Source organism: Weizmannia sp. FSL K6-3076 (genome assembly GCF_038007245.1).
Lineage (GTDB): Bacteria > Bacillota > Bacilli > Bacillales > Bacillaceae_C > Weizmannia > Weizmannia faecalis.
Genome location: NZ_JBBOWU010000001.1, coordinates 2,554,732 through 2,580,025 on the forward strand (window position 1 = coordinate 2,554,732; position 25,294 = coordinate 2,580,025).

Annotated in this window: 23 protein-coding genes and 1 rRNA gene; 9 read left to right on the plus strand and 15 right to left on the minus strand. The window is 48.0% G+C overall.

Annotation, left to right across the window (positions count from 1 at the left end; all coding sequences use genetic code 11):
• Nucleotides 1-140: 140 nt before the first annotated feature.
• A 16S ribosomal RNA gene (locus tag NSS95_RS12310) occupies nucleotides 141-1,694 on the minus strand.
• A gap of 217 nt (nucleotides 1,695-1,911) precedes the next feature.
• Nucleotides 1,912-2,784 carry a nucleotidyltransferase-like protein gene (locus NSS95_RS12315; RefSeq protein WP_017551383.1) on the minus strand — a complete coding sequence of 291 codons (873 nt, stop codon included), beginning with the start codon at nucleotides 2,782-2,784 and terminating at the stop codon, nucleotides 1,912-1,914.
• Between the two features lie 139 nt (nucleotides 2,785-2,923).
• Here NSS95_RS12315 and NSS95_RS12320 point away from each other — a divergent pair, with 139 nt between their 5' ends.
• The gene (locus NSS95_RS12320; RefSeq protein ID WP_035183901.1) at nucleotides 2,924-3,283 is read left to right on the plus strand and encodes a YgzB family protein; all 360 of its coding nucleotides are present in this window, start codon (nucleotides 2,924-2,926) and stop codon (nucleotides 3,281-3,283) included.
• 111 nt (nucleotides 3,284-3,394) lie between these two features.
• Here NSS95_RS12320 and budA read toward each other — a convergent pair whose 3' ends face one another.
• A complete protein-coding gene (gene budA / locus NSS95_RS12325) occupies nucleotides 3,395-4,144 on the minus strand; it encodes an acetolactate decarboxylase (RefSeq protein ID WP_017551385.1) in 750 nt (249 codons plus the stop codon).
• A gap of 84 nt (nucleotides 4,145-4,228) precedes the next feature.
• The gene (gene alsS / locus NSS95_RS12330) at nucleotides 4,229-5,917 is read right to left on the minus strand and encodes an acetolactate synthase AlsS (RefSeq protein WP_104851545.1); all 1,689 of its coding nucleotides are present in this window, start codon (nucleotides 5,915-5,917) and stop codon (nucleotides 4,229-4,231) included.
• Between the two features lie 193 nt (nucleotides 5,918-6,110).
• On the opposite strand from alsS, the gene alsR reads away from it, so the two are divergent.
• A complete protein-coding gene (gene alsR, locus NSS95_RS12335; RefSeq protein ID WP_014097391.1) occupies nucleotides 6,111-6,998 on the plus strand; it encodes an acetoin biosynthesis transcriptional regulator AlsR in 888 nt (295 codons plus the stop codon).
• 193 nt (nucleotides 6,999-7,191) lie between these two features.
• On the opposite strand, the gene perR is transcribed toward alsR, so the two are convergent.
• From perR to NSS95_RS12355, 4 genes are all read right to left on the minus strand, one after another.
• A complete protein-coding gene (gene perR, locus NSS95_RS12340; protein ID WP_017551387.1) occupies nucleotides 7,192-7,647 on the minus strand; it encodes a peroxide-responsive transcriptional repressor PerR in 456 nt (151 codons plus the stop codon).
• A 205-nt stretch (nucleotides 7,648-7,852) separates the two neighbouring features.
• Nucleotides 7,853-8,407, minus strand: coding sequence for a cob(I)yrinic acid a,c-diamide adenosyltransferase (locus tag NSS95_RS12345; RefSeq protein ID WP_014097389.1), 555 nt, complete (start codon nucleotides 8,405-8,407; stop codon nucleotides 7,853-7,855).
• 15 nt (nucleotides 8,408-8,422) lie between these two features.
• Nucleotides 8,423-8,695 carry a hypothetical protein gene (locus tag NSS95_RS12350; protein ID WP_014097388.1) on the minus strand — a complete coding sequence of 91 codons (273 nt, stop codon included), beginning with the start codon at nucleotides 8,693-8,695 and terminating at the stop codon, nucleotides 8,423-8,425.
• Between the two features lie 20 nt (nucleotides 8,696-8,715).
• Nucleotides 8,716-9,120 carry a potassium channel family protein gene (locus NSS95_RS12355; RefSeq protein ID WP_014097387.1) on the minus strand — a complete coding sequence of 135 codons (405 nt, stop codon included), beginning with the start codon at nucleotides 9,118-9,120 and terminating at the stop codon, nucleotides 8,716-8,718.
• A gap of 143 nt (nucleotides 9,121-9,263) precedes the next feature.
• Between NSS95_RS12355 and NSS95_RS12360 the strand changes: the two genes are divergently transcribed.
• The 5 genes from NSS95_RS12360 (at nucleotide 9,264) to NSS95_RS12380 (ending at nucleotide 15,007) form a co-directional block, all read left to right on the plus strand.
• Entirely contained in the window at nucleotides 9,264-10,556 is a 1,293-nt protein-coding gene (locus NSS95_RS12360) for a glutamate-1-semialdehyde 2,1-aminomutase (RefSeq protein WP_014097386.1), read from the plus strand.
• Between the two features lie 706 nt (nucleotides 10,557-11,262).
• Complete coding sequence (locus tag NSS95_RS12365) at nucleotides 11,263-12,267, plus strand: sulfonate ABC transporter substrate-binding protein (protein ID WP_014097385.1); 1,005 nt, start codon at nucleotides 11,263-11,265, stop codon at nucleotides 12,265-12,267.
• Nucleotides 12,264-13,046 carry an ABC transporter permease subunit gene (locus tag NSS95_RS12370; protein WP_014097384.1) on the plus strand — a complete coding sequence of 261 codons (783 nt, stop codon included), beginning with the start codon at nucleotides 12,264-12,266 and terminating at the stop codon, nucleotides 13,044-13,046. Before NSS95_RS12365 ends, NSS95_RS12370 begins: the two co-directional genes overlap by 4 nt.
• A gap of 16 nt (nucleotides 13,047-13,062) precedes the next feature.
• Nucleotides 13,063-13,851, plus strand: coding sequence for an ATP-binding cassette domain-containing protein (locus NSS95_RS12375; protein ID WP_014097383.1), 789 nt, complete (start codon nucleotides 13,063-13,065; stop codon nucleotides 13,849-13,851).
• Nucleotides 13,852-14,365: 514 nt separating this feature from the next.
• Nucleotides 14,366-15,007, plus strand: coding sequence for a YitT family protein (locus NSS95_RS12380; protein ID WP_340713919.1), 642 nt, complete (start codon nucleotides 14,366-14,368; stop codon nucleotides 15,005-15,007).
• A gap of 104 nt (nucleotides 15,008-15,111) precedes the next feature.
• Here NSS95_RS12380 and NSS95_RS12385 read toward each other — a convergent pair whose 3' ends face one another.
• Entirely contained in the window at nucleotides 15,112-16,383 is a 1,272-nt protein-coding gene (locus tag NSS95_RS12385; RefSeq protein WP_328220710.1) for an MFS transporter, read from the minus strand.
• 130 nt (nucleotides 16,384-16,513) lie between these two features.
• Here NSS95_RS12385 and NSS95_RS12390 point away from each other — a divergent pair, with 130 nt between their 5' ends.
• A complete protein-coding gene (locus tag NSS95_RS12390; RefSeq protein WP_035183893.1) occupies nucleotides 16,514-16,894 on the plus strand; it encodes a hypothetical protein in 381 nt (126 codons plus the stop codon).
• A 250-nt stretch (nucleotides 16,895-17,144) separates the two neighbouring features.
• Here the strand turns inward: NSS95_RS12390 and NSS95_RS12395 are convergent, their stop codons facing one another.
• Entirely contained in the window at nucleotides 17,145-17,423 is a 279-nt protein-coding gene (locus tag NSS95_RS12395; RefSeq protein ID WP_014097379.1) for a YqhV family protein, read from the minus strand.
• A 237-nt stretch (nucleotides 17,424-17,660) separates the two neighbouring features.
• On the opposite strand from NSS95_RS12395, the gene NSS95_RS12400 reads away from it, so the two are divergent.
• On the plus strand, nucleotides 17,661-18,740 hold the full coding sequence (locus NSS95_RS12400) for an FUSC family protein (protein ID WP_340713920.1): 1,080 nt from the start codon (nucleotides 17,661-17,663) through the stop codon (nucleotides 18,738-18,740).
• A gap of 156 nt (nucleotides 18,741-18,896) precedes the next feature.
• On the opposite strand, the gene NSS95_RS12405 is transcribed toward NSS95_RS12400, so the two are convergent.
• The 5 genes from NSS95_RS12405 to NSS95_RS12425 all read right to left on the minus strand — a co-directional run bounded on the left by NSS95_RS12405 (nucleotide 18,897) and on the right by NSS95_RS12425 (nucleotide 25,290).
• Nucleotides 18,897-19,766, minus strand: a complete 870-nt coding sequence (locus NSS95_RS12405) for a MurR/RpiR family transcriptional regulator (protein ID WP_014097377.1) — start codon at nucleotides 19,764-19,766, stop codon at nucleotides 18,897-18,899.
• A complete protein-coding gene (locus NSS95_RS12410) occupies nucleotides 19,766-21,235 on the minus strand; it encodes a PTS transporter subunit EIIC (RefSeq protein WP_014097376.1) in 1,470 nt (489 codons plus the stop codon). The genes NSS95_RS12405 and NSS95_RS12410 overlap by 1 nt, the downstream gene beginning before the upstream one ends.
• Nucleotides 21,236-21,252: 17 nt before the next feature.
• Entirely contained in the window at nucleotides 21,253-22,140 is an 888-nt protein-coding gene (gene murQ, locus NSS95_RS12415) for an N-acetylmuramic acid 6-phosphate etherase (protein ID WP_179234587.1), read from the minus strand.
• Entirely contained in the window at nucleotides 22,131-23,210 is a 1,080-nt protein-coding gene (locus NSS95_RS12420) for a DUF871 domain-containing protein (RefSeq protein WP_340713921.1), read from the minus strand. Before NSS95_RS12420 ends, murQ begins: the two co-directional genes overlap by 10 nt.
• A gap of 331 nt (nucleotides 23,211-23,541) precedes the next feature.
• Nucleotides 23,542-25,290, minus strand: a complete 1,749-nt coding sequence (locus NSS95_RS12425; protein ID WP_014097373.1) for an ABC transporter ATP-binding protein — start codon at nucleotides 25,288-25,290, stop codon at nucleotides 23,542-23,544.
• Nucleotides 25,291-25,294 lie beyond the last annotated feature (4 nt).

A 25,294-nucleotide genomic window follows, 5' to 3' on the forward strand; every position in this document is an offset into this window, starting at 1 on the left:
AGCGATTCTCGGTTTACTTGGTTTGTTTCTCCTATCCGGTTTTCAAAGAACACATACTGAAGGATTGAACCTTCAAAACTGAACAAAACGGAAACGTCAAACTTGATTTTGGAAAACGAAGTTTTCCTTTTATTCCTTAGAAAGGAGGTGATCCAGCCGCACCTTCCGATACGGCTACCTTGTTACGACTTCACCCCAATCATCTGTCCCACCTTCGGCGGCTGGCTCCGTAAAGGTTACCTCACCGACTTCGGGTGTTACAAACTCTCGTGGTGTGACGGGCGGTGTGTACAAGGCCCGGGAACGTATTCACCGCGGCATGCTGATCCGCGATTACTAGCGATTCCGGCTTCATGCAGGCGGGTTGCAGCCTGCAATCCGAACTGGGAATGGTTTTCTGGGATTGGCTTAACCTCGCGGTCTCGCAGCCCTTTGTACCATCCATTGTAGCACGTGTGTAGCCCAGGTCATAAGGGGCATGATGATTTGACGTCATCCCCACCTTCCTCCGGTTTGTCACCGGCAGTCACCTTAGAGTGCCCAACTGAATGCTGGCAACTAAGGTCAAGGGTTGCGCTCGTTGCGGGACTTAACCCAACATCTCACGACACGAGCTGACGACAACCATGCACCACCTGTCACTCTGTCCCCCGAAGGGGAAGGCCCTGTCTCCAGGGAGGTCAGAGGATGTCAAGACCTGGTAAGGTTCTTCGCGTTGCTTCGAATTAAACCACATGCTCCACCGCTTGTGCGGGCCCCCGTCAATTCCTTTGAGTTTCAGCCTTGCGGCCGTACTCCCCAGGCGGAGTGCTTAATGCGTTAGCTGCAGCACTAAAGGGCGGAAACCCTCTAACACTTAGCACTCATCGTTTACGGCGTGGACTACCAGGGTATCTAATCCTGTTTGCTCCCCACGCTTTCGCGCCTCAGCGTCAGTTACAGACCAGAGAGCCGCCTTCGCCACTGGTGTTCCTCCACATCTCTACGCATTTCACCGCTACACGTGGAATTCCACTCTCCTCTTCTGCACTCAAGCCTCCCAGTTTCCAATGACCGCTTGCGGTTGAGCCGCAAGATTTCACATCAGACTTAAGAAGCCGCCTGCGCGCGCTTTACGCCCAATAATTCCGGACAACGCTTGCCACCTACGTATTACCGCGGCTGCTGGCACGTAGTTAGCCGTGGCTTTCTGGCCGGGTACCGTCAAGGCGCCGCCCTGTTCGAACGGCACTTGTTCTTCCCCGGCAACAGAGTTTTACGACCCGAAGGCCTTCTTCACTCACGCGGCGTTGCTCCGTCAGACTTTCGTCCATTGCGGAAGATTCCCTACTGCTGCCTCCCGTAGGAGTTTGGGCCGTGTCTCAGTCCCAATGTGGCCGATCACCCTCTCAGGTCGGCTACGCATCGTTGCCTTGGTGAGCCGTTACCCCACCAACTAGCTAATGCGCCGCGGGCCCATCTGTAAGTGACAGCCGAAGCCGTCTTTCCTTTTTCCTCCATGCGGAGGAAAAAACTATCCGGTATTAGCCCCGGTTTCCCGGCGTTATCCCGATCTTACAGGCAGGTTGCCCACGTGTTACTCACCCGTCCGCCGCTAACCTTTTAAAAGCAAGCTTTTAAAAGGTCCGCACGACTTGCATGTATTAGGCACGCCGCCAGCGTTCGTCCTGAGCCAGGATCAAACTCTCAGTAAAGATGTTTGATAAAAGCTCAAAAAGAATTTGACGTTTCGTTTTGTCCAGTTTTCAAGGAACAATCCGTTTTGACAGTGACTAAATTATTATACCATCATAACGAAGTCTTTGTCAATAACTTTTTTCGTCTTTCGTCGTTGCTCTTTCATGTTCATCAGCGACGTATATAACTATACCAAGTTATTTATTATGCGTCAATACTAAATTTGATATTTTTTTATTGTTTTTTTGGAATCCGGTACCGTCTATGGAAGATTTCAGGCCCCTTTGTCGGCACTGTAATTTCCTCGATCATATTTTTTTCAATTAAAAATTCAAGCAGAACAGGCAAGTCAATACTGTACGATTGAAGGCCTGGATGGAAAAGCAGTTCGTCAATTGTCCATTCTTCCCGTTCTTCCATCAGTTCCAGTAAATGCTGCGCGCCAAACGATGTCTTCGAATAAATGTGGAATTCACTCGCAAGAAAGAGCAGTTCAAGGCGCTTTTCCAGCGACTCTTCACTTGTTACCAGTTCTTCGTACAACTTGAAGATTTGCAGATCAATTTGCTTTACCTGGTTCCAGACGGTTATTTCCGGGTGAAAGCCGTTTTCGATCACCGCGAGTCTGGCGAGATGGTGCAAGGCGTGAATGATGTGATTATAGGCATCGAGGTACTGGCGCTGTTTGAAGAAGTCTTTCCCGTTTAAATACCGACGGATCAATTTGGCAAATTCCGTGCCGATTTTGACCTTTCGTTCATGAAACGGAAAATCCCTTACTTCATCTTTTAAACGTGCCATGTACTCATTCCGGTCAAATAAGATCAGCCCTTCTGTAATCCATTCAAATATATTGCTGTTTGTCCCGTACAGCATCCACTCTTTCAACTGGTTCTCTGCCACGACATATAAGGCGGCTTTTTTGTCTTCATAGCGGTAATGCTTGACGTAGAGCGGCTGGTCCTGCTCTTTGACAATGATGAAGAGAATGGCGTCGAACAAATTGGTTGCGGCATCTTCATCCGGCTTTTTTTCAATATACAGGACAGAAAGGGTATTTGGAAGGCTTGCCCTTTCCTGGTAAATCGGCCTTAAAATGTCTCTCATGCGTCATTCCTCCATCATGCTTTCTATGAACGTATTTCTGCAAATCCCGGGAAATCCCCTGCAAATTTTCGAAACAAATTTCAGTATATTGCATTCCTTCCTTTTTCGCCAGTTATGTTATATTTAAAAGAAAGGGGGAATGGTATTGGCAAAGTATTCAAGCAAAATCAATAAAATTCGGACATTTGCCTTAAGCTTGATTTTTTCCGGATTTATCGTCATGTATATCGGGCTGTTTTTCCGGGCGCATCCGGTTGTTGTAACCCTTTTTATGCTGTTCGGCCTGTTCTTTATTTTATTGAGCACAGTGGTTTATTTCTGGATCGGCATGCTCTCGACGAAAGCGGTGCAGGTTGTATGCCCGGGCTGCGGCAAGCCGACAAAAATGCTGGGCCGGGTAGATATTTGCATGCATTGCAACGAGCCGCTGACACTGGATCCTGAGCTTGAGGGAAAAGCGTTTGACGAATCATATAATCGTAAGCGATTGCAGAAGTGACAGGCGGGGTGGAGATGAAAAAGCCTAGGTTGCCGGAGTCAGGCAAGCCCCGCCCAATTTGAAGAAACCCGCATCCGGTTTTCGCCGGATGCGGGCCGTCTTCGCCTTCGTTCAGCCTTCTGTCTTTTCCAGTTCCTCTGCCAAATTGGCGCGGGAAAGGTTCGCATTTAAAAAAGCGTCTGTTTCCGGAAGTTCCAGATGCATATGCGTTTTTTTGCTGATCCGGATCGTCCCGTAGTCAAGCACATAGTCAAAGACATGGCCGCCGCCGGTGCGTTTGTCGTCAATAAAATGGAGGTGGAAGCCGGCGACCGCGATTCCTTGTGCAAACATCGGCGTCCAAAAACCAGCAAGCGTTCCTTTTGTATTTTCAAACGAGTAAACCGGCTGGGATTTCACCGCTTCCGTCATGGGAACCGGTTTTTCCTGGTAGGAGACGGTTCTTGTGTTCATTTTTTTAAAAACACCGTCCACACGAATGGCATAAAATAAATTTTCGCTGCGGACGAGATCTTTGATCAAGTCTTCCAGTTCGGGTTTTGCTAGAGGACCTTCAGCTGTATAGGTGATATCCTCCGAAAAATGTGCAAGCGAGCAAAACGGTGACTTGTCTTCAGGCTGTACACGTTTTGCCGTCCCGTCCTTCAGCTGATAGAACGCATTGTCAAAGGCAATCAATTCCCCGTCCAAATGGTTGAAAGTGCCGATGCCGAAATCGCCGAACTTTTTTAATTCAGCAAACGTCTTGTCGCTTTCGTATACGCCGTCAAGAAGCGATGTCATCGTGGACAATTGGTATACTTCATCGGTCCGGCTTGTTAAAATTTGCTCTGTATTTTGATTTTCTGCAGCAGTACGCATGGTAAACCCCTTCTTTCTATCGTATCCTGAAAAATTTGTGCCGGCTGAGTCCAAGTTATAGCAGCTGCCCGCCGCAGTAAGTGATTATACCAATTGGTTAGGCAGCAGTTTTTTCGCCAGTTCCAGGTTGTCGCTATAATCAACCGGGACATCGACCACGACCGGGCCTTCTGAGTCCAGCGCTTCCTTCAGTACAGAAACCAGCTCATCAGGTGCATTCACCCGCAAGCCTTTTGCGCCGTAACTTTCCGCGTGTTTTACAATATCAACGGGGCCGAAGTCTGCTCCCGATGTGCGCCCGTATTTCATTTGCTGCTGGAACGCCACCATGTCATACGTGCCGTCGCGCCAGACGATATGCACAAGCGGTGATTTTAAACGGACGGCCGTTTCAAGTTCCATGGCGGAGAACAGGAAGCCGCCGTCTCCGGAGATCGATATTACTTTTTCATCCGGATTGACAAGCGTTGCGGCAATCGCCCACGGAAGCGCAACCCCGAGCGTCTGCATGCCATTTGAAAACAGCAGGCGGTTCGGTTCATATACCCTGAAATGGCGCGCCATCCAAATATAATGGGAACCGACATCGCATGTCACGGTCACATGGTCATCAATCAACGAACGCAAATCATGAATGAACTGGAGCGGATGCACAAGATTTTTATCCGCCTTTTCCGATGGTTCGTCGCGCAAATTCAGCTGGTTGCGGAGATGTTCCAAAAGTTCCATGGACTTACTGCTCATATTTAAACGGGCCAGCTGTTCTTTGATGCTGTCAACGCTCGCTGAAATGTCACCGACAAGTTCGATTTCCGGCTGGTAATCATGATCGATATCGGCGCGGATTTCATCGAGATGGATGATTTTTCTTTCCCCTTCGCTGTTCCAAAACTTCGGATCGTACTCAACAGAATCGTAACCGATCGCAAGCACCACATCCGCATGCTCAAGCAAAATATCGCCCGGCTGGTTGCGGAACAAGCCGATGCGGCCGAAGAAACGGTCTTCCAAATCTCTTGAAATCAAGCCTGCCGCCTGGAATGTTTCAACAACCGGCAATGCGATTTTTTTCAGGAGGGACCGGACCGCATTCACGACTTTCGGGCGGCTCGCACGCATCCCGACCAGAATGACCGGCAATTTGGCATGCTGGATCGCTTTTACAGCTTCTTTAATCGCTTCTTCATTTGCTTTCCCGAGTTCCGGGCTTTCAAGCGGACCCAAAGCTTTGACAGACGCCGGCTCCATCAGCACATCCTGCGGGAAGCTGATAAAAGCTGCCCCTGCCTGTGCTGAAGCGGCAGAACGAAATGCATTTGTCATCACTTCCGGCACTGTATCCGGATGAACCACTTCCGCTGCGTATTTTGTAATCGGCTGAAACAGGGATACATTGTCCATCGACTGGTGCGTTTTTTTCAGTCTGTCTGCGCGCGGCACGTTTCCTGCGATTGCAACGACAGGATCGCACTCCGTATTCGCAGTGGCAAGCCCGGTGGCAAGGTTGGAAGCCCCCGGCCCGCTCGTTACCAGGCAGACACCCGGTTTTCCTGTTAAACGCCCGATAGCAGCGGCCATAAAAGCGGCATTTTGTTCGTGGCGGCATACAATCAATTCCGGGCCGCGTTCTTTTAGGACATCAAATACGGCATCGATTTTTGCGCCCGGAATGCCGAAAACGTACGGCACTTCCTGTTTTTCAAGGCAATCGACAACCAGGTCTGCAGCTGTTTTTTTCGTCGTATTGGTTGGATTTGAATTCTTATTTTCCACAGTTCCCACTCCCAAGGACAGCCCTATTTTGAACTTTCCCCCGTTTATTACAGGGGAAAACGTTCATCTATAGGCTGAGCGAACTTGTTTCTATCTATACTTTACACCACACGAGGAAATGTTTAAAATATATTATTGTGCTATAAATAATATATAATAAATATTAATCCCAATGAGGGAGGAGGAAATACAGATGGAACTGCGCCATCTTCATTATTTTTTAACGGTCGCGGAAGAACTACATTTCGGAAAAGCAGCAGAGCGGCTGCAAATGACCCAGCCACCGCTTTCCCAGCAAATCCGGCAGCTGGAAGAAGAAATCGGGGTGGACCTTTTTATCCGCAATAAACGTCATGTTGAACTGACGATCCCGGGAAAAGTTTTTTTAAAAGAGGCCAAGCAGGTCCTTGAGCAGCTGGACAGGGCAGTGGAAAATGCACAGCGGGCTGAGCGGGGGGAATTCGGGAATGTGGTAGTCGGCTTTGTCGGTTCGGCGACTTATGACATTTTGCCGGCTATCGTCCGGGAATTCCGGCTGAAATATCCGAAAACGGCCGTTTCCCTTCATGAGTTGTCAACCCCGGACCAGATTCGGGCGCTGCATCGGAAAGAAATCGATGTCGGCCTGCTGCATCCGCCGATTCATGATCCTTTAATTGAAACGGCTGAGATCCAGACAGGTGCGGCTGCCCTTTCAATGCCGAAAAACCATCCGCTTGCCCAAAAGGAAAAAATCCGCATCGAGGATCTGGCGGACGTCCCGTTTGTCGTTGTGTCGCGTGATATTTGGCCGGGCCTTTATGATGAATTTCTGTCTCTTTTCAAGGACGCCGATTTCAGCCCGAAAATCGTCCAGGAAGCCACCGAGTACCAAATGGTCGTCGGTCTTGTGACAGCCGGAATTGGAATCGGGGTGCTACCACGGACAGCCGAAAAATTATTTAATCTCGATATTGTGTACAGGGAGATTGAAGGGCACCCGTTAAATGCCGTTTTGTCCATTGCGTACCGGAAGGAAGACCAAAACCCGGCCCTTGCCAATTTCTTAAACATCTCCGGCCGGGTGGCAGCAGAATTTTAATGGATTTTTGACCGATTGCATAAATACAATGAAAAATCCGGCCTCCCAACGAAAGAAGAGCCGGATTTATTGCATAAAAGTGTATAAAGTTGCACCGCTAAAACTTTTTAAAAACCTTGCTTGCGGTTTATCAGGTCCCGGTTTAAAGCCGCAAAAAAAGAACCGGACGAACCATTTCGCCGGCATTTGCGCTTTATTTTGCTTCCAGGTAACTGTGCTTTTTCATACATTCCGGACAGGTACCGTAAATTTCCATACGGTGATGGCTTACTTTAAAACCGGTCACATGCGCGGCAAGCTGTTCCACTTCATCCAGGCCAGGATAGTGAAAGTCGACAATCTTTCCGCAGTCTTCACAAATAATATGGTAATGGTTGGATGTGACAAAATCAAAACGGCTTGAAGCATCGCCGTAGGTCAGTTCCTGCACCAATCCGATTTCCTTAAAAACGCGCAAGTTATTGTAAACGGTAGCCACACTCATATTCGGGAATTTTCCCTCAAGAGCCTTATATATTTCATCGGCGGTTGGATGTGACATGGATTCAATTAAGTATTCCAATATCGCATGACGTTGAGGGGTAATACGAACGCCCGACTGTTTCAAGGTTTCCAGTGCTTTATTCAACTGTTGCTCGGACACCGCCATGCACCTCTTTTCTAACAATTATCATTCTTAATTTATAATCTTTATAAAGAGTTTACAAAATAAACCCCTGTTTTGTCAAACAAATTAGCGAATCAATCCGCCGGTAATTTGCTTTTTCTGCGCTCTTTGGGGCTCAAAAAAGAAGGAAACCCGTTCATTAGGATGCCTTTTTTCAGTCGGGAGTATGTATAACCACACACCCTTGCTATTCCTCAAGCGGTTGGAGCGGGCGGTCTTTCACCCCAAGACAGTAATTGATATATCTTGCCGCAACGAACAGGAAATCGGACAGCCGGTTTAAAAACGACAGCACAAGCGGATTTACACCATTGACCGCAACACTTGCCCGCTCCGCCCTTCTTGCAACTGTGCGCGCCGCATGCATCGCCGCTGCTGCCGGATGCCCGCCCGGTAAAATAAAGGTTTTTAACGGTTCCAATTTTCCATCCCATTTGTCAATCAAAGCCTCAAGTTCATCGATATATGCCTGTTTCAATTTCCAGTGCACTTCTTTTCCCTCGGGCGTGGAAAGCTCCGCACCGGCATGGAACAGCATTGTCTGGACCCTGCTAAAACATTGTTCTATTTCTTCTTTTTCCGGAAATTGTTCGCCGTGCAAAAAACTGAGTGCAACGCCGATCGCCGAATTCGCCTCATCCACTGTTCCGTAAGCTTCCACGCGCGGATCGTTTTTCGCTGCTCTTACCCCGTAAACGAGCGATGTCGTCCCTTTATCACCAGACCTTGTGTAAATTCTCATCTTGTCCCCTCCACATCAATTTAATGGATCAGCCGTATATAAACGCAACCACGCTATTTTTCTCAATCTGCCCTTTCCCGTAAAACCATATATTAGTTTTGTATCACGAATTCGTAAAAATTGCCATAAAAAAAGAAACCGAACAAGTCGGCTCAAAGATATCGATATTTTTTTGAGGAGGTAATATACACTATGAACCCACGGCAAATCCGCGTGGACAAAAGCCGCCCCGGCCGCAAAAATAGGCACCGGCCGGCCGTAGCTTCCCTGGCGGACAACTGCCGGCATGCGGGAATCCTCCTGCCAGGCTATTTTCTTTCCGAGTCAAAAGCAGATCTTACGACAAACGCCGCCGGGATGGTATAGCCGATTAACGCTTCAATGATAATAAGAATCCGCGCAGCCCCGATCGGCACAATATCCCCGTACCCGACGGAGAACAGCGTGACAGCACTCAAATACATATAATCGAGCAGCGTGTGAAAATCATGCCCTTCCAACAGCTTTCCGTGATGGAGCGCAATTTGAAATCCCATCATATCGAGCAGTAAAAACAACAACCCGAACCCGATCATGATATTGGTGTAGGTAAAAGCAAGAAAAAGGAAACGTTCAAATGAAAGCTGCTTCGCGCGCCAGGACGTCGGATAAAACAAGGTGCGCAGGCTCATTACAATACAAAGGACAACCAATATGCCGAGAAAATAAAACATGCCCGATACCCCCGGCGCCTTTCAAGTTTGTCCTTTCATTGTATGCCTCCGCCGACCGGGTTATGACAGTCTTTACGGGAAGAAAATGGAAGGCTACAATAGAATGGTGAAATTGGCCAATGCCAATGAGGAGGGAACGATAAATGGATTTTTCAAAATCTGAAATCTTGTATAAAGAAGCACTTGAGCATATTGTCGGCGGCGTAAACAGTCCGTCCCGCTCGTACAAGGCGGTGGGCGGCGGCGCCCCGGTTGCCATGGAAAGGGGAAAAGGCGCGTACTTTTATGACGTGGACGGCAACCGCTACATTGATTATCTGGCGGCATACGGTCCGATCATTACCGGCTTTGCCCATCCGCATATTGCTGCTGCGATTAAAAAAGCAGCCGACAACGGCGTTTTGTTCGGCACGCCGACCCCATATGAAGTGCAATTCGCGAAAATGCTGAAAGAAGCAATCCCGTCCCTGGACAAAGTCCGCTTTGTCAACTCGGGAACAGAGGCGGTCATGACAACGATCCGCGTTGCCCGCGCCTACACGGGCCGCGACAAAATCATTAAATTCGAAGGCTGTTACCACGGCCATTCCGACCTCGTGCTTGTCGCCGCCGGTTCCGGCCCGTCGCAACTCGGCATGCCGGACTCGGCAGGGGTCACAAAGGCGATCGCAAACGAAGTCATCACCGTCCCTTATAATGATGTGGAACCTTTTAAACAGGCACTTGAAAAATGGGGCGATGAAGTGGCAGCCGTACTGGTTGAACCGATTGTCGGCAACTTTGGCATTGTGCCGCCGAAACCGGGATTTTTGGAAGCCATTAATGAACTGTCGCACAAAGCCGGCGCCCTTGTCATTTACGATGAAGTGATCACCGCTTTCCGCTTTATGTACGGCGGCGCGCAAAACATGCTCGGTGTTACCCCGGATTTAACCGCCATGGGCAAAATCATCGGCGGCGGACTGCCGATCGGGGCATACGGCGGCCGTAAAGACATTATGGAAGAAGTCGCCCCGCTCGGCCCTGCTTACCAGGCCGGAACCATGGCCGGAAACCCGGCTTCGATGCTTGCCGGAATCGCCTGCCTAGAAGTGCTCCAGGAAAAGGGCGTGTACGAAAACCTCGATCGTCTCGGTGCCATGCTTGAAAAAGGCATTTTGGAAGCAGCCGAAAAACACGGCGTCACCATTACCATTAACCGCGTAGTCGGCGCCTTTACCGTTTACTTTACAGGCGAAAAAGTCGAAAACTACAAGCAGGCTGAAGCATCCGACGGCGAGTTGTTCGGGAAATTTTTCAAACTGATGTTGAAGCAAGGCATTAACCTTGCCCCGTCAAAATATGAAGCCTGGTTCCTCACAACCGCGCATACGGAAGAAGATATCGCAGAAACAATTAAAGCCGTCGACTATGCTTTTTCACATTTAAAAGGATAATCCTTTAAAAAATACACTGTCCCATCTCTGGGACAGTGTATTTTTAACTAATGCCGTGATAGATATGGGGAAATTTTTATAACGCTTATTATCTTTAAACAGAAGTTTTACTTTGTTATAATTTAAAAGATATAAACTAATCATTTTTTTGAAAGGCGAGAACAATGGACTTAGTAATTTTTATATTAGCAATATGTATCATTGTATTTGGGATATCAGGATTTTGTTTTTGGATGGCTTATAGAAACTTAGTAAAACTATTAGAACAATGCAAAAAATTAAAATAACATTCTCTCAGATGATGAGAGGCTGTTTTAAATCACCCGTGACCCGTAACTTTGTATGCGTTTTTAACCACGGCTGTTTAGGTCCCCATTTGTGACAGGCCTTATCCATTCCTAACGTGTAAGCATCTTTTAAACCTTATTCGCTAAGGTAATTTGCACTGCTCCCCAAAGCACTACATTAAAAATCGCCATCATTGTCTGTGCCGGTGTAGCAGCATTCCCGGCCTTCCCTTCTTAAATGATACCATTGGAACTTTATTCCTCATTTGATGATAATTGGGCTTTTTTGCTTTCAACCGTTTTTATGATTTTTTAACCGGGACAGGTACCTATTTAAAATTTGTGTATATGTTATAAAGAATATTGCGCAAGTTGTGAACAGCCAAAGAGAATATGGAATGAAGGGAAGTGTTTTTTCAATGATGAAAAATTTAAACAAACGCGTATGTTTCATGTTATTTAGTTTCATACTTGTTTTCGCCTTACTAGCAGCCTGTTCCAATCATGGAAAAAAAGAAAACAAAACTGCACAGACAGTGAAATCTGAAAATACAATTAAAATCGGCTATCAAAAAAACTGCCCGCTTTTGATTTTAAAAGCAAGCGGCACCTTGGAAAAAAGGCTGAAACCGCTCGGCGTAAAGGTGGAATGGTACGAATTCCAGTCCGGAACAGCGCTTCTCGAGTCCTTGAATTCCGGAAATATTGATTTTGGCAGGACGGGGGACTCGCCGCCGATTTTTGCACAAGCTTCCGGTTCCAATCTGAAATATGTCGGGGTCGGAAAATCAAAATACGAAGGTGCAGCCATCTTGGTGAAAAAGAATTCCACAATCCGTTCCGTGGCAGATCTGAAAGGAAAAAAAGTCGGGTTTGCAAAAGGAAGCAGTTCCCATTATTTTCTTGTCAAAGCACTCGAAAAAAACGGCCTTTCGTACAAGGATATCACGCCGGCTTACCTGCAACCGGGGGATGCCAGAGTCGCCTTTGAACAAGGCACAATCGATGCATGGGTCATATGGGATCCGTTTACCGCCGATGCCGAAGTAACAGGCCATGCACGGACACTTGTAACAGGAGAAGGATATACGACGGACCGCGATTATTTTCTCGCCACTCCGGCATATTTGAAAAAACATGAAAAAATCGTCCAAATCGTCCTCGATGAAGTAAAAAAATCGAGTGCCTGGGCAAATGAACACCCTGCCGAATTAACGGAATTACTTTCAAAAGCCCTCGGTATAGACCAAAAAGCGATCAAAATCGCAGTAGACAGAAGGGAATACGGCCTCGATCCGTTTACCCCGGCAATCATCCAAGAACAGCAACAGATCGCCGACAAATTTTACGAACTGAAATTGATCCCGAAAAAAGTGAATGTAAAAGACAATATTTACCATTTCAAAAAGGATGAAGGAAAGTGAAACATTTTACCGGCTTTTTCATCCAAAAACTGATTCCATGGGGCATCCCGGCCGTGATCATCATCATTTGGCAAATTTTTGCAAAAGAAGGCATCGTATCACCAAAAATTCTGCCGGCGCCTTCAGATGTCCTGATTGCGGCAGTGGAACTGGCAAAAAGCGGCGAGCTCGGGCATCATGTCTGGATCAGTCTGCTGCGGGCTGTGACCGGTTTTCTGATTGGCGGAAGCATCGGCTTTATCCTTGGTTTGGTGAACGGGCTGTTCCGCACAAGCGAATTATTGCTCGATACTTCTGTCCAAATGCTCCGTACCATTCCGCATCTGGCGTTAATTCCGCTTGTCATTTTGTGGTTTGGGATCGGGGAAGAAGCGAAAATATTCCTCGTTGCCCTGGGGGTGTTATTTCCGGTATACCTCAACACTTTCCACGGCATCAAGTCCGTTGATAATGGATTAATTGAGATGGGGAAAATTTACGGATTAAAGGGCTGGCGGATGTTTGCCCATGTCATTTTCCCGGGCTCCCTTTCCTCCATTTTGGTTGGCATTCGGTTTTCATTGGGCGTGATGTGGATTACATTAATCGTGGCCGAAACCATCTCTTCCACATCCGGTATCGGATACATGGCGATGACGGCAAGGGAATTTATGCAAATGGATGTCATTCTTTTAAGCATTCTACTGTATGCCCTTTTCGGGAAATTGTCCGATGCTATCGCCCGCTTTTTTGAAAAAAGATGCCTGAAATGGCATACCAGTTACCAGGAACAATCTTGAAATCGGAGGGACAAATATGGAGAGCTTCCTGCAATTCGACCATTTAGAAAAACGCTATGGAAACAGGGACGTTTTGAAAAATATTACATTATCGGTCAAGAGGGGGGAGTTTATCGCCATTGTCGGCAAAAGCGGCTGCGGAAAAAGCACGCTTTTGCGGCTCTTGTCCGGTTTGGAAAAGCCGAGCGGCGGGCGGATTCTGATCGACGGGAAACCGCTCGGAAATCTGAACAGTAAATCGTGCATGGTCTTTCAGGACGGGCGACTGTTGCCGTGGAAGCGGGTGATCGACAATGTTGTCCTCGGTCTGGATGGCGATCACAAAAAGGAAGCAATCGAAGTATTAAAACATGTCGGGCTTGAAAACTATACCGATGAGTGGCCGGGCAAATTATCCGGCGGACAGAAACAGCGGGTGGCGCTGGCACGCGCGCTTATGCATCAGCCGGAACTGCTGTTGCTGGACGAACCGCTCGGCGCCCTCGATGCATTGACCCGGCTGGAAATGCAAAATCTGATCGAAGAAATCCGCAGATTAAACAGTTTTACCGCCCTGCTTGTAACCCATGATGTGGAAGAAGCCGTGGCTTTAGCCGACAGGGTCGTCCTGCTGTCGGACGGCATCATTGCTGAAGATGTCCCGGTGAAACTGCCAAGGCCGCGGCAAAGAGACCGCGAATCTTTTGCCGCTCTCGTCAACAAAATCCGGAACCGGATTATGGGCGGCCCCGTGCAGGCACCGCCCAAACAAGCGAACAGTTTTTCAGACAGCCGTTCTGTTTATCCCCTGCCCGGCACCCACTAACCCGGGGAATGGCGCTTTATGACCCGCGCCACTCCCCGTCTGCTGCTGCGTTTTTAACAGCCTCATAAAAAGCCGTAATAGCTGTAACTGAACGGCCTGGAGAGTTCAGCATGCTAAACGGCTAAATCCCGGTTCGGCACGGCAACACAACATCAGGAGTGGCCGTGTTTTTCTGCAGAGACAAGCGCCGGCCTTCTCTCACGTTTCAGAAAACTGGCATAGGATATCTGAGCGTGCGAGAGAGGCATTTACTCCTTCTCTCCCGTTTCAAAAGAGGTCCCTCCCGGCCGCATGACGCAAACCGCGCCCGCCAGTAAAAAAGAACCGGCTTTAGCTGCACAGTCAGAATCCCCCTCCACATACGGGGGGTTTTCTCTAAAGTGTGCTTTTCATCGGTAGCGGGTGAGCTTTCTCATGCACTCCCCCGCACTTTCTTGAAAGACCGGCATGTGGCCGATTGTACAAGCATATAGTAAATTGTAAGGCATTCTCATTCAGTTGAGGGATGATTTTCTTGAAAAAGCAACATAGCCGGAATGTAAAAAAATTGTTGATGATTATGGCCGGGGCTGCCCTTCAAGGCTACTCAATGGGTGTATTCTTATTCCCAAATGCCATCCCATCAGGCGGGGCCGGGGGGCTTACAGTGCTCTTCCACCACTGGTTCCACGTCCCTCTTAGCATTGCACTTTGGATGCTGAACTCCTCCATGCTTGTATTCGCCGTGTACTTTTTAAGTGCTGCCAGTGCAATGGGTACGCTTCTCGGGATTACGGTTACATCTGTTTCGGTCAATCTTTCTGCATTTTTATGGGAAACACCATTCCATAACGAATGGCTTGACCTAGCCTTAGGCTCCGTATTGCTTGGCATCGGCATCGGCATTCTGCTCCGGCAGGGTGTTTCCAACGGCGGGATCGGCATTGTTGCCCTCATCATTTCCAAATACAGGAGCGTCAATCCGGCCACCCCACTTTTTATCATCAACGGGTTCATTTTTATTCTGACGGCGTATGTGATCGACTGGGAAATTGTCGTACAAGCCGTCATTTGCCAATATGTGTCAACCAGAATTGTCGGCTGGATTTATCAATTTTCCTTTCAAGCCATTTACTTAAAGCTTCCCTTTCTTCCGTTAGGTTGGCGAAAAAAATAAACGGGCCAGGATCGATGCCGGCAATGCATGCACGAACCGCTCTTATCATCCCAATCGAAAAAATTGCCAGCATCCGGATTCCATCCTGTTCTTGAAAAATCCGTTTACCTGCCGCCCACCGGTTCCAAAATGGTGCGCCGGCTTCTTTTCTTTTTTTCTTCCCCGCCGGATGAGCCTTTTTCAGTCTGCGGGCGGATCAATAATAACGACAGTAACCCGACTGCAAATGTAAAGCAGGCAATCGAGATAAACATCCCCGGCCGCGACCACGCCATCAGCCTCCCGAACACCGGCGGCCCGACAGCCACCCCGAGAAACCGGACAGATCCGTACAGTGACGTGACAAATCCCCGTTTTTCTTTTCCAACGGCATTCGTAATAAAGCTGTTGACACACGGCAAAATGAGACCGGTGCCGAGGCTCCCAATAGCAAGGACCGGAATAAACAGAAAAAGCCCTCTGAAAAACGTAAGAAGCGCGTAAGAAAGGGTCATCAGGCAGAAGCCCGTAACAATCAGTTTTTTCATCAAGCGCTGGTTTTTGCCGATTTTGCTGCCGGTAATATAAGATGTGGTACACATGACAAGCAGGGGAATCGCCAGAATCAGCCCTTTCATCACACCGTCAATTTTATAACTTTTTTCCAACACATTGGATAGGAAAAAAAGAATACCAAAAAGGGTAAACAAGCATGTCGCGCCTGCAAGATAAGCAGTGCATAGCCACCGCCCGTCGTCTTTAAACACACTGACAAGCCCTTTTACATATTTCCCGAGCCCGGGTGGTTCTTTCTTTTTTGGTTTTTCTTTAATAAAGACCCATGTTAAAAAAATGGAGACAGCGACCACTACCGGAAAAGCAAAAAACGTGCCATACCATACGAGCAATGCGATCAGCGCCCCCAATATCGGAGACAGCACTTTTCCAAACCCGTTTGAGGCTTCCACAAGGCCGAGCACCCGGCTTTCTTTATCGCCTTTAAACAGATCCCCAGTGAGGGCCATGGCGATTGGTGCTGTACCGGCTGCCCCGATTCCCTGAAGCGTGCGGCCTGCCAGGATCCAGGCGAAAGCATGGGAAAACAAAGCGGCTGCGATTCCCGCCAGAATGCCGCCTGCCCCGTATAAAAACAATGCCGGCAAAATTACGGCTTTCCGGGAAAAGCGGTCGGAAAGATAGCCGAGCACCGGGATGAACACGGCCGCCACAATGGAGAAAACGGAGATCGTCAAGCTTGCCTGAAAGGAAGTCAAGTGAAGTTCAGACTGCATTTTCGGCAGGACAGGAATCAGCATCGAATTGCCAAGCGTCATAATTAATGGAATGGAGCCGATTGCTGCCACTGTCATTACAGAAGGTTGTTTGCTTGCCATAATATCCTCCCCGGATTTCAATTTTTGCTCTGTTAGATTATCCGGAAGCAAACATTTTATTCTTTTGCCCAAACGAATACTGCAGCCCATTACGGGAAGGATATGGTTACCTGTTACGCAAGGAGGAAAAAACGTGAAATTATTTATGGAATACATTTTGGAGGAAATCGAAAAGATCGGGGTGCAGCAAGGTTACAGGGTCTCTTTGTCGCAAAAGATAGACGAGCAGAATTATATTCGCGGTGTGATGCAATTTTTTGACAGCGGATTTGACATTTATTATGCTTTGATTTTCAGTTTCCCCGAAAGCCATCCGAAGCTGCAGTATACGTTCTGGGTGCTGAACCAAACCGGAAACCGGGCTGTGATCGAAAAAGACGGATCCGGGGAAAAGATGATGGAGACGGTCAAGGAAACGGCATTGAAAGAAATCCATGTCAACCTGATGGAAGGCGGCGAAATCCGGCATCTGCTTAAAGAAATAAAGCAAACGATCGGCACTTGCCCGCAATAAAAAGGGGTGCTGCTTAAAGGGTTTGAAAAACAGGGAGCTGCCGGGTTCCTCCCTCATTACGCTGCCAGTGGATGCAACAGGTTCCGGCCTAAAGGCATAGGGGTTTACGGCCTTCATGACAAAACGGGGCTTTCGATTGCGGAGATCCCCCACGGCAAACCGAGATCCCTACTGTAACCCGGCATTACCATCCCCCAACAAGCCGGCCGGTTGCTCACTCCAGCCCTAATCCGCTTTCTTTTCACAAAGCTTACCCGTTGCTTTTAATCCCGTACAAAATGCAGCCAACCCCGGCCAGAATCCACAGCATTTTGGCAAACGAGATTTTATCGGAAATTCCGATCACCCCGATCGCCGTTGTCGTAATTAAAACAACAGGCCCGACAATAGCAAGAGAACTGTTGATGAGAAGCGCTTTTTCCACTTGATTGTATTTGAGCATCAAAATGGCCGCGGAAATTTCGATCATTCCTGAGATCAGCCTGAGCGCAGCCATACTAAGCACATACTTTTCAATCAGCCACAACATCGTTTCCCCTCTTCATACGCGCATTTTGGATTCATTTACCTCATGTATATTCCGTGCCGAGCAAAATTAGGACAAATTCTCCGGTCTTATCCCACGCACGTCTTCCGGCAAACATGTTATAATGACAAAATCAAAGGGTCTGCCGGTTTAAAAAAATTTTTGGACGGAAATAGTTTAGTGCAGCCTTTTGGAACATATCATGTAAATATCTTTGCAAGGAAGAAAGGAATTGCCAATATGAGGGTTGGAGCCCGCATTGTCAAAACAGGAATTGCCATTACGATTGCGTTGTTTATCGCGCAATTATTAAAAATGCCGTCCCCGGTGTTTGCCGGGATCGCTGCCACTTTTGCGATTAAACCTACGATATACCGGTCTTACCGGTCCATTATCGATCAGGTCCAGGGCAATCTGATCGGCGCTTTGCTCGCGGTCATTTTTGTCATGGCCTTTGGCAACCATTTTTTAGTCGTCGGTCTCGGGTCTGTGTTGATCATCATTTTAATGTTGAAACTGAAGCTCGATGATACGGTCGGCCTCGCGCTTGTAACCATGATTGTCATTATGGAAACGCCAAGTGACAATTTTCTGCAGACGGCCGGCATCCGCTTTGCGACATTGTTTATCGGGATTTTCAGCTCGTTTCTTGTGAATTTGATTTTCCTGCCGCCGAAATACGAGGCCCGGCTGTATGTCCGTCTCACCCATGTGACAGAAGAACTGCTCAAATTCATCCGGATTGCAGCGCGCCAGGAAGCCGATTACCAGCTTTTAAAAGAAGAACTTCCCGACATTAAAGAGCGGGTGTACAAAGTAGAGCAGCTGTACACTTTATTTAAAGAGGAAAAAATCTACGGGAAAAGCAACAGGATCGAGCGGCAGCGGAAAGTGGTGCTGTATAAAGAAATGGTGGCCATTTTGAATTTAAGCTATATTATTTTAAAACGGCTGCACCAGTACAAAGCGGATATTGCCGGGCTGCCAGAAACATTCCGGAGCATGCTGCAGGAACAAATGGAATACCTTGTGAACGAACATGAAAAATTGCTGCTCATGTTTCTCGGAAAAGTCAAAGCCCATGCGCAAAAATGCGATACGGCTGACAAACAGCGGAATGAGCTGATGGACATTTTTCTGCAGAACTTAAAAGATGAGACTTTCCGCGCTGATCTCCAGTCCTATCACGTGATGAACTTGCTGACGCTGCTTGTGGATTACCAGGAAGAGCTTGAACATCTGGAAAAATTGATCACCGTGTCCCAAACCTATCACCACGAACAATCAGAACTCAATCTTGACGAATTGGAAGACCAATAGGGGACGGCAGGCCAGCCGTCCCCTATTGGATGCACGGCCCTGTTTTCATCCCGAGCCGGTGCGCCTTAGATTTTGCACTTTTAGTAAAGATTTTCCGCTTTTCGAAACGGCCGCTTTATTTGCTGCGCTTTTCACGCCGGGCTTATGGGCCGGTTTTTAGTTGTTTTCTTTGCGGAAAAAAGTCTGGATATTGATTTTTGAGTTTTTTAAGCGGCCCATGATTTCATGGTAATGCTTTGCAACATAGGCGAAGTACAAAACATCAATCGTGAACAGTTGTGCAGCCAGGGATGTGGTTGCCGCGCTTCTCAGCAGGACCGCTTCCCCGCCATGGTGGATCAAAGGCGCATCCACGATACTGGCAAGCGTACTGTCCCGTTTTTGTGTGATGCCCACTGTAAAAAGCCCGTTCTGTTTGGCAATCTGCGTCAGCTTGATAGCTTCATTGGTTTCGCCTGAATTTGAAATCGCCACAAACATACAGTCTTTGGAGGCGTTGATCAAAGAAGAACCGAGCAGATGGTGATCCAGCGTGTGGACCACCGGCTTTCCAATTCTTGAAAACTTATGCGTGAAGTCTTCAGCTGCCACATGGGAGGCGCCAATTCCGTATACGTATATGGCCGGGCTTTTATCCACCATGGCCGTTATCTTTTCAATGCAGCTGGTCTCAAGAAGATTTGCGGTTTGTGTGATCGACTGATTAAACCGCAAAGCCAACTTATCAGCAATCATAGTAATATCTTCATTCGGTGTGATATCCGTATAAATTTCCCGATCCAGCCCCCCGGAGGCATCCGCATACAATCTGATTTTTAATTGTGAAAAGCCGGACAGCCCGATCGACCGGCAAAAACGCACAACGGTGGCCGGGCTGACACCTGCTTTTTTCGCAAGTTCGCTTGTATTGTCATTGACCGTTTCCACAGCATGGCTGAGAATATACTCGCCGAGCTTTTTTTCTGATTTTGACAGACTGGTTAATTTGGATTTAATTTGCAGAATAATATTCTCATCCAATTCCATCACTCACGATCTGCGTCGGTCTCCTTCATCGCATCTTTCGGAATACCGAAGAAATAAGTGGCAACGAAGCCCCCAATATAACCGGCTACCAACCCGGCGATATAACCGAGCCAGCGTCCGTGCGCAATCAACGGAATTAAATCAATCCCGCTTGTGCCGATTGCGATCGCGCCGATATTACCGATGCCCGCGATCACTGCCCCGCCGATGCCGCCGCCGATACACGCGGTAATAAATGGGCGCCCAAGCGGCAAAGTCACACCGTAAATTAACGGTTCGCCAATGCCCATAATGCCAACCGGCAATGCCCCTTTAATCAACTGCACGAGTTTTTTATTTTTCCGGCACCTGATCCACAAAGCAATCGCCGCGCCGACCTGCCCTGCGCCTGCCATTGCAAGGATCGGCAACAGCGGTGTCATCCCTGTCTTATTGATCATTTCAATATGGATCGGGGTGAGGATCTGGTGCAGGCCGAACATGACCATCGGCAGGAAGAAAAGCCCCAGTATAAATCCTGAAAAAGCGCCGCCGACTTTCAACACCCACGTGATCGAGCCAACAAGAGCGCCTGATACCGCGCCTGCAACCGGCATGACGATGAAAATAGTAAAAAGTCCGATAACTAATAATGCAATTGTTGGCGTCACAATGATATCCACAGCATTTGGAACAATTTTATGCAGCCTTTTTTCAACAAGCGCTAAAATCCATACTGCAAAAATAACACCGATGATCCCGCCTTGTAAAGGGGAAAGGGCATCTCCGTTAAAAATATTCGGAAGCGGATTTTTCGGATCCATGCCGGTTAACATCGTCACAGCCCCGATGACCCCGCCAAGGCCCGGTGTCGCCCCGAACTCATTTGCACTATTAATTCCGACATAAATGACCAAATAGAGATACAATCCGTTTTTAATAATGTTTAATGTCGTAATAACGGACACCCAGTTCTGGCTGAGGGCTGAGGAGTCAGCAGCCATGATATTTTGGAAAATGGCAGCAACCCCGCCGATAATCCCGGCGCCGACAAAGGCCGGAATAAGCGGTACAAATATATTGGAAATCGATTTTAAAGCCCTTTTGAAACCGTTGCTTTTATGTTTCGCCTTTTCCCTTGCCTTTACTTCGGCCGCTTTGGCTTCCGCCATTTCGCGGTTTGACCGCCCGGCATCTTTATGGCCTGCTGACTTCGGAAAATTTTCCCCAAGTTTTACACCGGCCTCGTGCACCATGAGGTTGGCGACTTTGTTGACAATGCCGGGGCCAAGCACGACCTGGAGCGTTTCATCCTCCACGACGCCGAGCACGCCGTCAACCGCTTTCAGGCCTTCGATATTGACTTTACTGTAATCCGCTATGGTAAGCCGGACTCTTGTCATGCAATGGATGATCTTTTCGACATTTCCCATGCCGCCGACATTTTCGTAAATTTCCCTTGCCAGTCGTTGTTCTTTCGTTTCGGTCATTTTTTTCATCCCCCGGTTTAAACGATTTTTCTAATAAAACCATTTGCCTGTGCCATTTTCTCCTCTGCCTCTTCCTTGGAAAGATGGGTTAACAACATGACAATAGCCAGCTTCACATTTTTGCCGGCTGCGTAAAAAGCCTGTTCAGCTGCTTCATAGCTGCATCCGGAAGCCTGCATAATAATCGATTTCGATCTCTCCACCAGTTTTGCGTTTGTCGGTTTGACATCCACCATTAAATTTCCGTATACTTTTCCAATTCCAACCATTGCAGCAGTTGAAATCATATTCAATACAAGTTTCTGGGCGGTGCCCGCTTTTAGCCGGGTTGATCCCGTCAACACTTCAGGGCCGGTTTCCACTTCGATCGGAATATCGGCATGCCGGCTAATTTCAGCATTTTTGTTACAGGAAAGCGATGCCGCCACAGCACCGGCTTTTTTCGCGTAGTCCAGCGCGCCAATCACATACGGTGTTCTGCCGCTTGCCGCAATGCCGATGACTGTATCCTTTTCTGATAAATGGATGTGCTTTAAATCTTCTTCCCCCATCTCTTTCGAATCCTCCGCCCCTTCAACGGCAACGGTCATGGCCGCAGGGCCGCCTGCGATCAGCCCCTGCACCATGGACGGGTCCGCACTGAATGTCGGCACGCATTCGACAGCATCGAGAACGCCGAGCCGCCCGCTTGTGCCTGCTCCGCAATAGATCAAGCGTCCACCCTTGTTAAAAGAACGGATAACGGCTTTTACCACTTTTTCGATTTGTGCTAGTTCTTTCCCTACACGGATTGGAACCGTTTGGTCTTCCTCGTTCATCAATTGCAAAATTTCCTTTGTGGACAACGTATCGAGATTCATTGTCTTTTCGTTGCGCTGTTCTGTGGCGAGTTTTTCTAAGTCCATTCGTTTTCACCTTCATTGTCCGTCATTTTAAACCGTGTACCCGAACCAATAAAATCAAGGAGCGGCAAGTCGCGGCCGGCAATCTGCCCGATGACGTTTACTTTCGCATCGGCAGGCAGGTTCCGCTTTGTGATTTGCAATTCCCCTTTGTATCTTGCGTACAGGTTATTGTCGAGCGTAATGCTGCCTTTGTTGCGGGGAATGTTGTTTTCGGGCTCGATATCGTCCTTTTGGTTGCATGTTCTCGACTGCTCGCTGCGGATCGCGTCCCTTGCGACATCCATCCGGTTCCGGTGGTTTTTAAAAATATACGGGCGCCATTTCAGATCTGCAGTCGTTGCATGAAGCAGTATGGTATCATGGCAAAAAAATTCCCCGATCTGGCTGCGGGATTGCGGCGTTAACCCCGGATCCCCGATATAAGCATGGTCAACCGCATAATCCCTTAACAGCGAGCAGATGGCTGCCAGCGGATTTTGATGGCGGTGGATTTCCAATGTCGGCAGGGATTCGTATAAAGGAAATCGTAGCTTGCCATCGCCGGGCGCAAATGCCGTAATGCTGAATCCTTTGCTTTTCAGCCATTTGTTTTTCTCGTAAAACCAATTTTCATCCAGTCCGGTTCCGGGCCTCGGATAATAATTATGCCAGGCCTCCAGCCGGCTGAAATTAGCGCCGTGCTGTTTCAGCTGCTCATAATCCTGTTCCGTTAATGTGCTGGCGTTTAATCCGACCGTCATCGTGTTCGACAGGCGGGCAACCTGTTCCCAGCTGACACCGGCATCGATGCGCAGGCCATTGATACCGCTTTCAATAATGCGTGCAGGATCATCAATGGACAGCCCGATATGGCGGAGCACGTTTCCAGAGACGTCGATCATCACTTTCATCCCATTCTGTTTTGCAGACTCCAAGAGCGGAGCAAGCCTTTTCCGATATTGGGACGGGTCATCTTCCGGTAGCTGTAAGGATGTAAATATCCCTTCCATTCCAATTGCTGCCATTCGGTGAATGCAGGCTTCCTTCTCTTCTGACCAGTCTTCATTCAAGTATATTGAAAATCCAAGCAATCATGCATCCCTCCTTTGATACTATTATATGCACTTTGAAACAATATTTCAACATATTTTTATTATTATATTTATAAAAGAAATTTTGTTTCATTTCCTGACAAAAAAACGGAGGCCCCGCGTTTTTAAACGGGATCTCCTCCATTTTTTGCCGACGAGCGAGCGCCCTCCGCTTTTCTTTGTCCAGCTCCGGCTCCTAGCGGCTAGCGGATTTTTACGTCTTCTCCTTTCGATAAGCGGGCATCGATTCGCCTATCGGCTCATCGTGTTTCCTTTATCTCGGTCGAAGACTACAAAATCCGTACGCCGCTGTACAGTCGCCTCCGCTTTTCTAATCATCCAGTTGTTGGATTTGGAATAGGTTGTAATAGAGCCCTTGTTTTGCCATTAATTGTTCGTGGGTGCCGGTTTCTTTGATCTCTCCGTTTTCAATTAAAACAATGCGGTCTGCGTGGGTAATGGTGGACAGCCTGTGGGCAACGATCAAGGTCGTCCTGTTGCGCGCCAGTTTTTCAATGGCTTCCTGAATCAAATGCTCGCTTTCTAAATCAAGCGCGGATGTCGCTTCGTCAAGGATTAAAATCGGCGGGTTTTTCAAAAATACACGCGCAATCGCAATCCGCTGCTTCTGCCCCCCGGACAATTTAACACCCCGCTCGCCCACCGTTGTTTCATATCCGTCGGCAAGATTCATAATAAACTCATGGGCGTTCGCTGCTTTTGCCGCCTGTACGACTTCCTCGTCCGTCGCCTGCGGATTGCCGAGCAAAATATTGGATTTCACCGACTCGCTAAACAAAATATTGTCCTGCAGCACCATCCCGATTTTATCGCGCAGGCTTCGCACTTTAAACGTGCGGATATCCTGGCCGTCCAGATAAACGGCCCCTTTTGTCACATCATAAAACCGGGGGATGAGGCTCACAAGGGAAGACTTGCCGCCCCCGCTCATCCCGACAAAGGCAACCGTCTCCCCTGCCCTGATCTCAAGATTGATATTTTTCAGCACCGGCTCTTTTTCATCATCATACCGAAATTCGACGCCATCAAACCGGATATTGCCGCGTACATTCCTGCACTCCACCGCGTCCGGCCGGTCATCAATGTCATATTTTTCATCCAGCAGTTCAAACACCCGGTCCATTGAAGCGAACGCCTGCGTCAGCGTCGTGCCGGAATTGACGAGCCTTCTGAGTGGACTGTATAAATTATCAATATAAGCGATAAACGCTGCGAGCGTGCCGACAGTAAGGCTGCCTTTAATCACGAGATAGCCGGATACAAAAATAATGAAAAGCGGCGCGATATCGGTAATGGTATTCACAACTGCAAACGATTTAGCTGTCCAGCTTGTGTGTGCCAATGCTTTTTCCAGAAAATTGTGGTTATGCTTGTCAAACTGCTTTTGCTCATGGTCTTCAATGGCAAAACTTTTAATAACAGCCATGCCTTGCACCCGCTCATGAAGATAGCCCTGCACCTCTGCGAGCGCTTGCGACCGTTTCCTCGTCAAAAAACGCAAATTGCCAAAAAAATATTTGACCGAAAAAATATAAAATGGAAAAACGGCGAGTGAAATTAAAGTCAGCCGGGCATCCATCATAAACATCATGACAATCGCAATCAGAACCGTTGTCATATCGAGCCAGACGTTCATCAGCCCCGTAATAACAAAATCTTTCGTCTGCTCGACATCATTCATCACCCGGGAAATGACTTCCCCTCCGCGCGTGTTGGCATAAAACCGGAAACTCAATTTTTGAAGATGGGTAAAAAAGCGGTCGCGGATATCATACAATATTTTACTTGCCGTCCACTGCGCAAAATATTGCCGGTAATATTCAACGGGTGGCCGGACGATAACAAAAATGGCAAGCATAAAAGACATCACCCAAACAAGCTTATGCAGCTTCTCGTCCGGTGAAAGCCCGTGGTTGCCGATAATATCATCGATCACATATTTAATCAAAAGGGGGATTAAAAGTGGGATCGTAAACTTGATGATCCCGATGATGATCGTCGCAACGATTTGAAACCAATACGGCTTTACAAATTTCATGTATCTTTTCACACTACCCATGCGC

Excerpts from the sequence above, each read along its gene's own strand:
- budA (WP_017551385.1), bottom strand. The coding sequence starts at position 4,144 with ATGCGTACTGCTGCAGAAAATCAAAATACAGAGCAAATTTTAACAAGC.
- murQ (WP_179234587.1), bottom strand. The coding sequence starts at position 22,140 with ATGGACTTAGAAAAACTCGCCACAGAACAGCGCAACGAAAAGACAATG.
- NSS95_RS12410 (WP_014097376.1), bottom strand. The coding sequence starts at position 21,235 with ATGACCGAAACGAAAGAACAACGACTGGCAAGGGAAATTTACGAAAAT.
- NSS95_RS12350 (WP_014097388.1), bottom strand. The coding sequence starts at position 8,695 with ATGCCGGCAGTTGTCCGCCAGGGAAGCTACGGCCGGCCGGTGCCTATT.
- NSS95_RS12355 (WP_014097387.1), bottom strand. The coding sequence starts at position 9,120 with ATGTTTTATTTTCTCGGCATATTGGTTGTCCTTTGTATTGTAATGAGC.
- NSS95_RS12320 (WP_035183901.1), top strand. The coding sequence starts at position 2,924 with ATGGTATTGGCAAAGTATTCAAGCAAAATCAATAAAATTCGGACATTT.
- alsR (WP_014097391.1), top strand. The coding sequence starts at position 6,111 with ATGGAACTGCGCCATCTTCATTATTTTTTAACGGTCGCGGAAGAACTA.
- NSS95_RS12315 (WP_017551383.1), bottom strand. The coding sequence starts at position 2,784 with ATGAGAGACATTTTAAGGCCGATTTACCAGGAAAGGGCAAGCCTTCCA.
- NSS95_RS12395 (WP_014097379.1), bottom strand. The coding sequence starts at position 17,423 with ATGTTGTGGCTGATTGAAAAGTATGTGCTTAGTATGGCTGCGCTCAGG.
- NSS95_RS12405 (WP_014097377.1), bottom strand. The coding sequence starts at position 19,766 with ATGGAATTGGATGAGAATATTATTCTGCAAATTAAATCCAAATTAACC.
- NSS95_RS12345 (WP_014097389.1), bottom strand. The coding sequence starts at position 8,407 with ATGAGAATTTACACAAGGTCTGGTGATAAAGGGACGACATCGCTCGTT.
- NSS95_RS12360 (WP_014097386.1), top strand. The coding sequence starts at position 9,264 with ATGGATTTTTCAAAATCTGAAATCTTGTATAAAGAAGCACTTGAGCAT.
- NSS95_RS12375 (WP_014097383.1), top strand. The coding sequence starts at position 13,063 with ATGGAGAGCTTCCTGCAATTCGACCATTTAGAAAAACGCTATGGAAAC.
- NSS95_RS12425 (WP_014097373.1), bottom strand. The coding sequence starts at position 25,290 with ATGGGTAGTGTGAAAAGATACATGAAATTTGTAAAGCCGTATTGGTTT.
- NSS95_RS12365 (WP_014097385.1), top strand. The coding sequence starts at position 11,263 with ATGATGAAAAATTTAAACAAACGCGTATGTTTCATGTTATTTAGTTTC.
- perR (WP_017551387.1), bottom strand. The coding sequence starts at position 7,647 with ATGGCGGTGTCCGAGCAACAGTTGAATAAAGCACTGGAAACCTTGAAA.
- NSS95_RS12400 (WP_340713920.1), top strand. The coding sequence starts at position 17,661 with ATGAGGGTTGGAGCCCGCATTGTCAAAACAGGAATTGCCATTACGATT.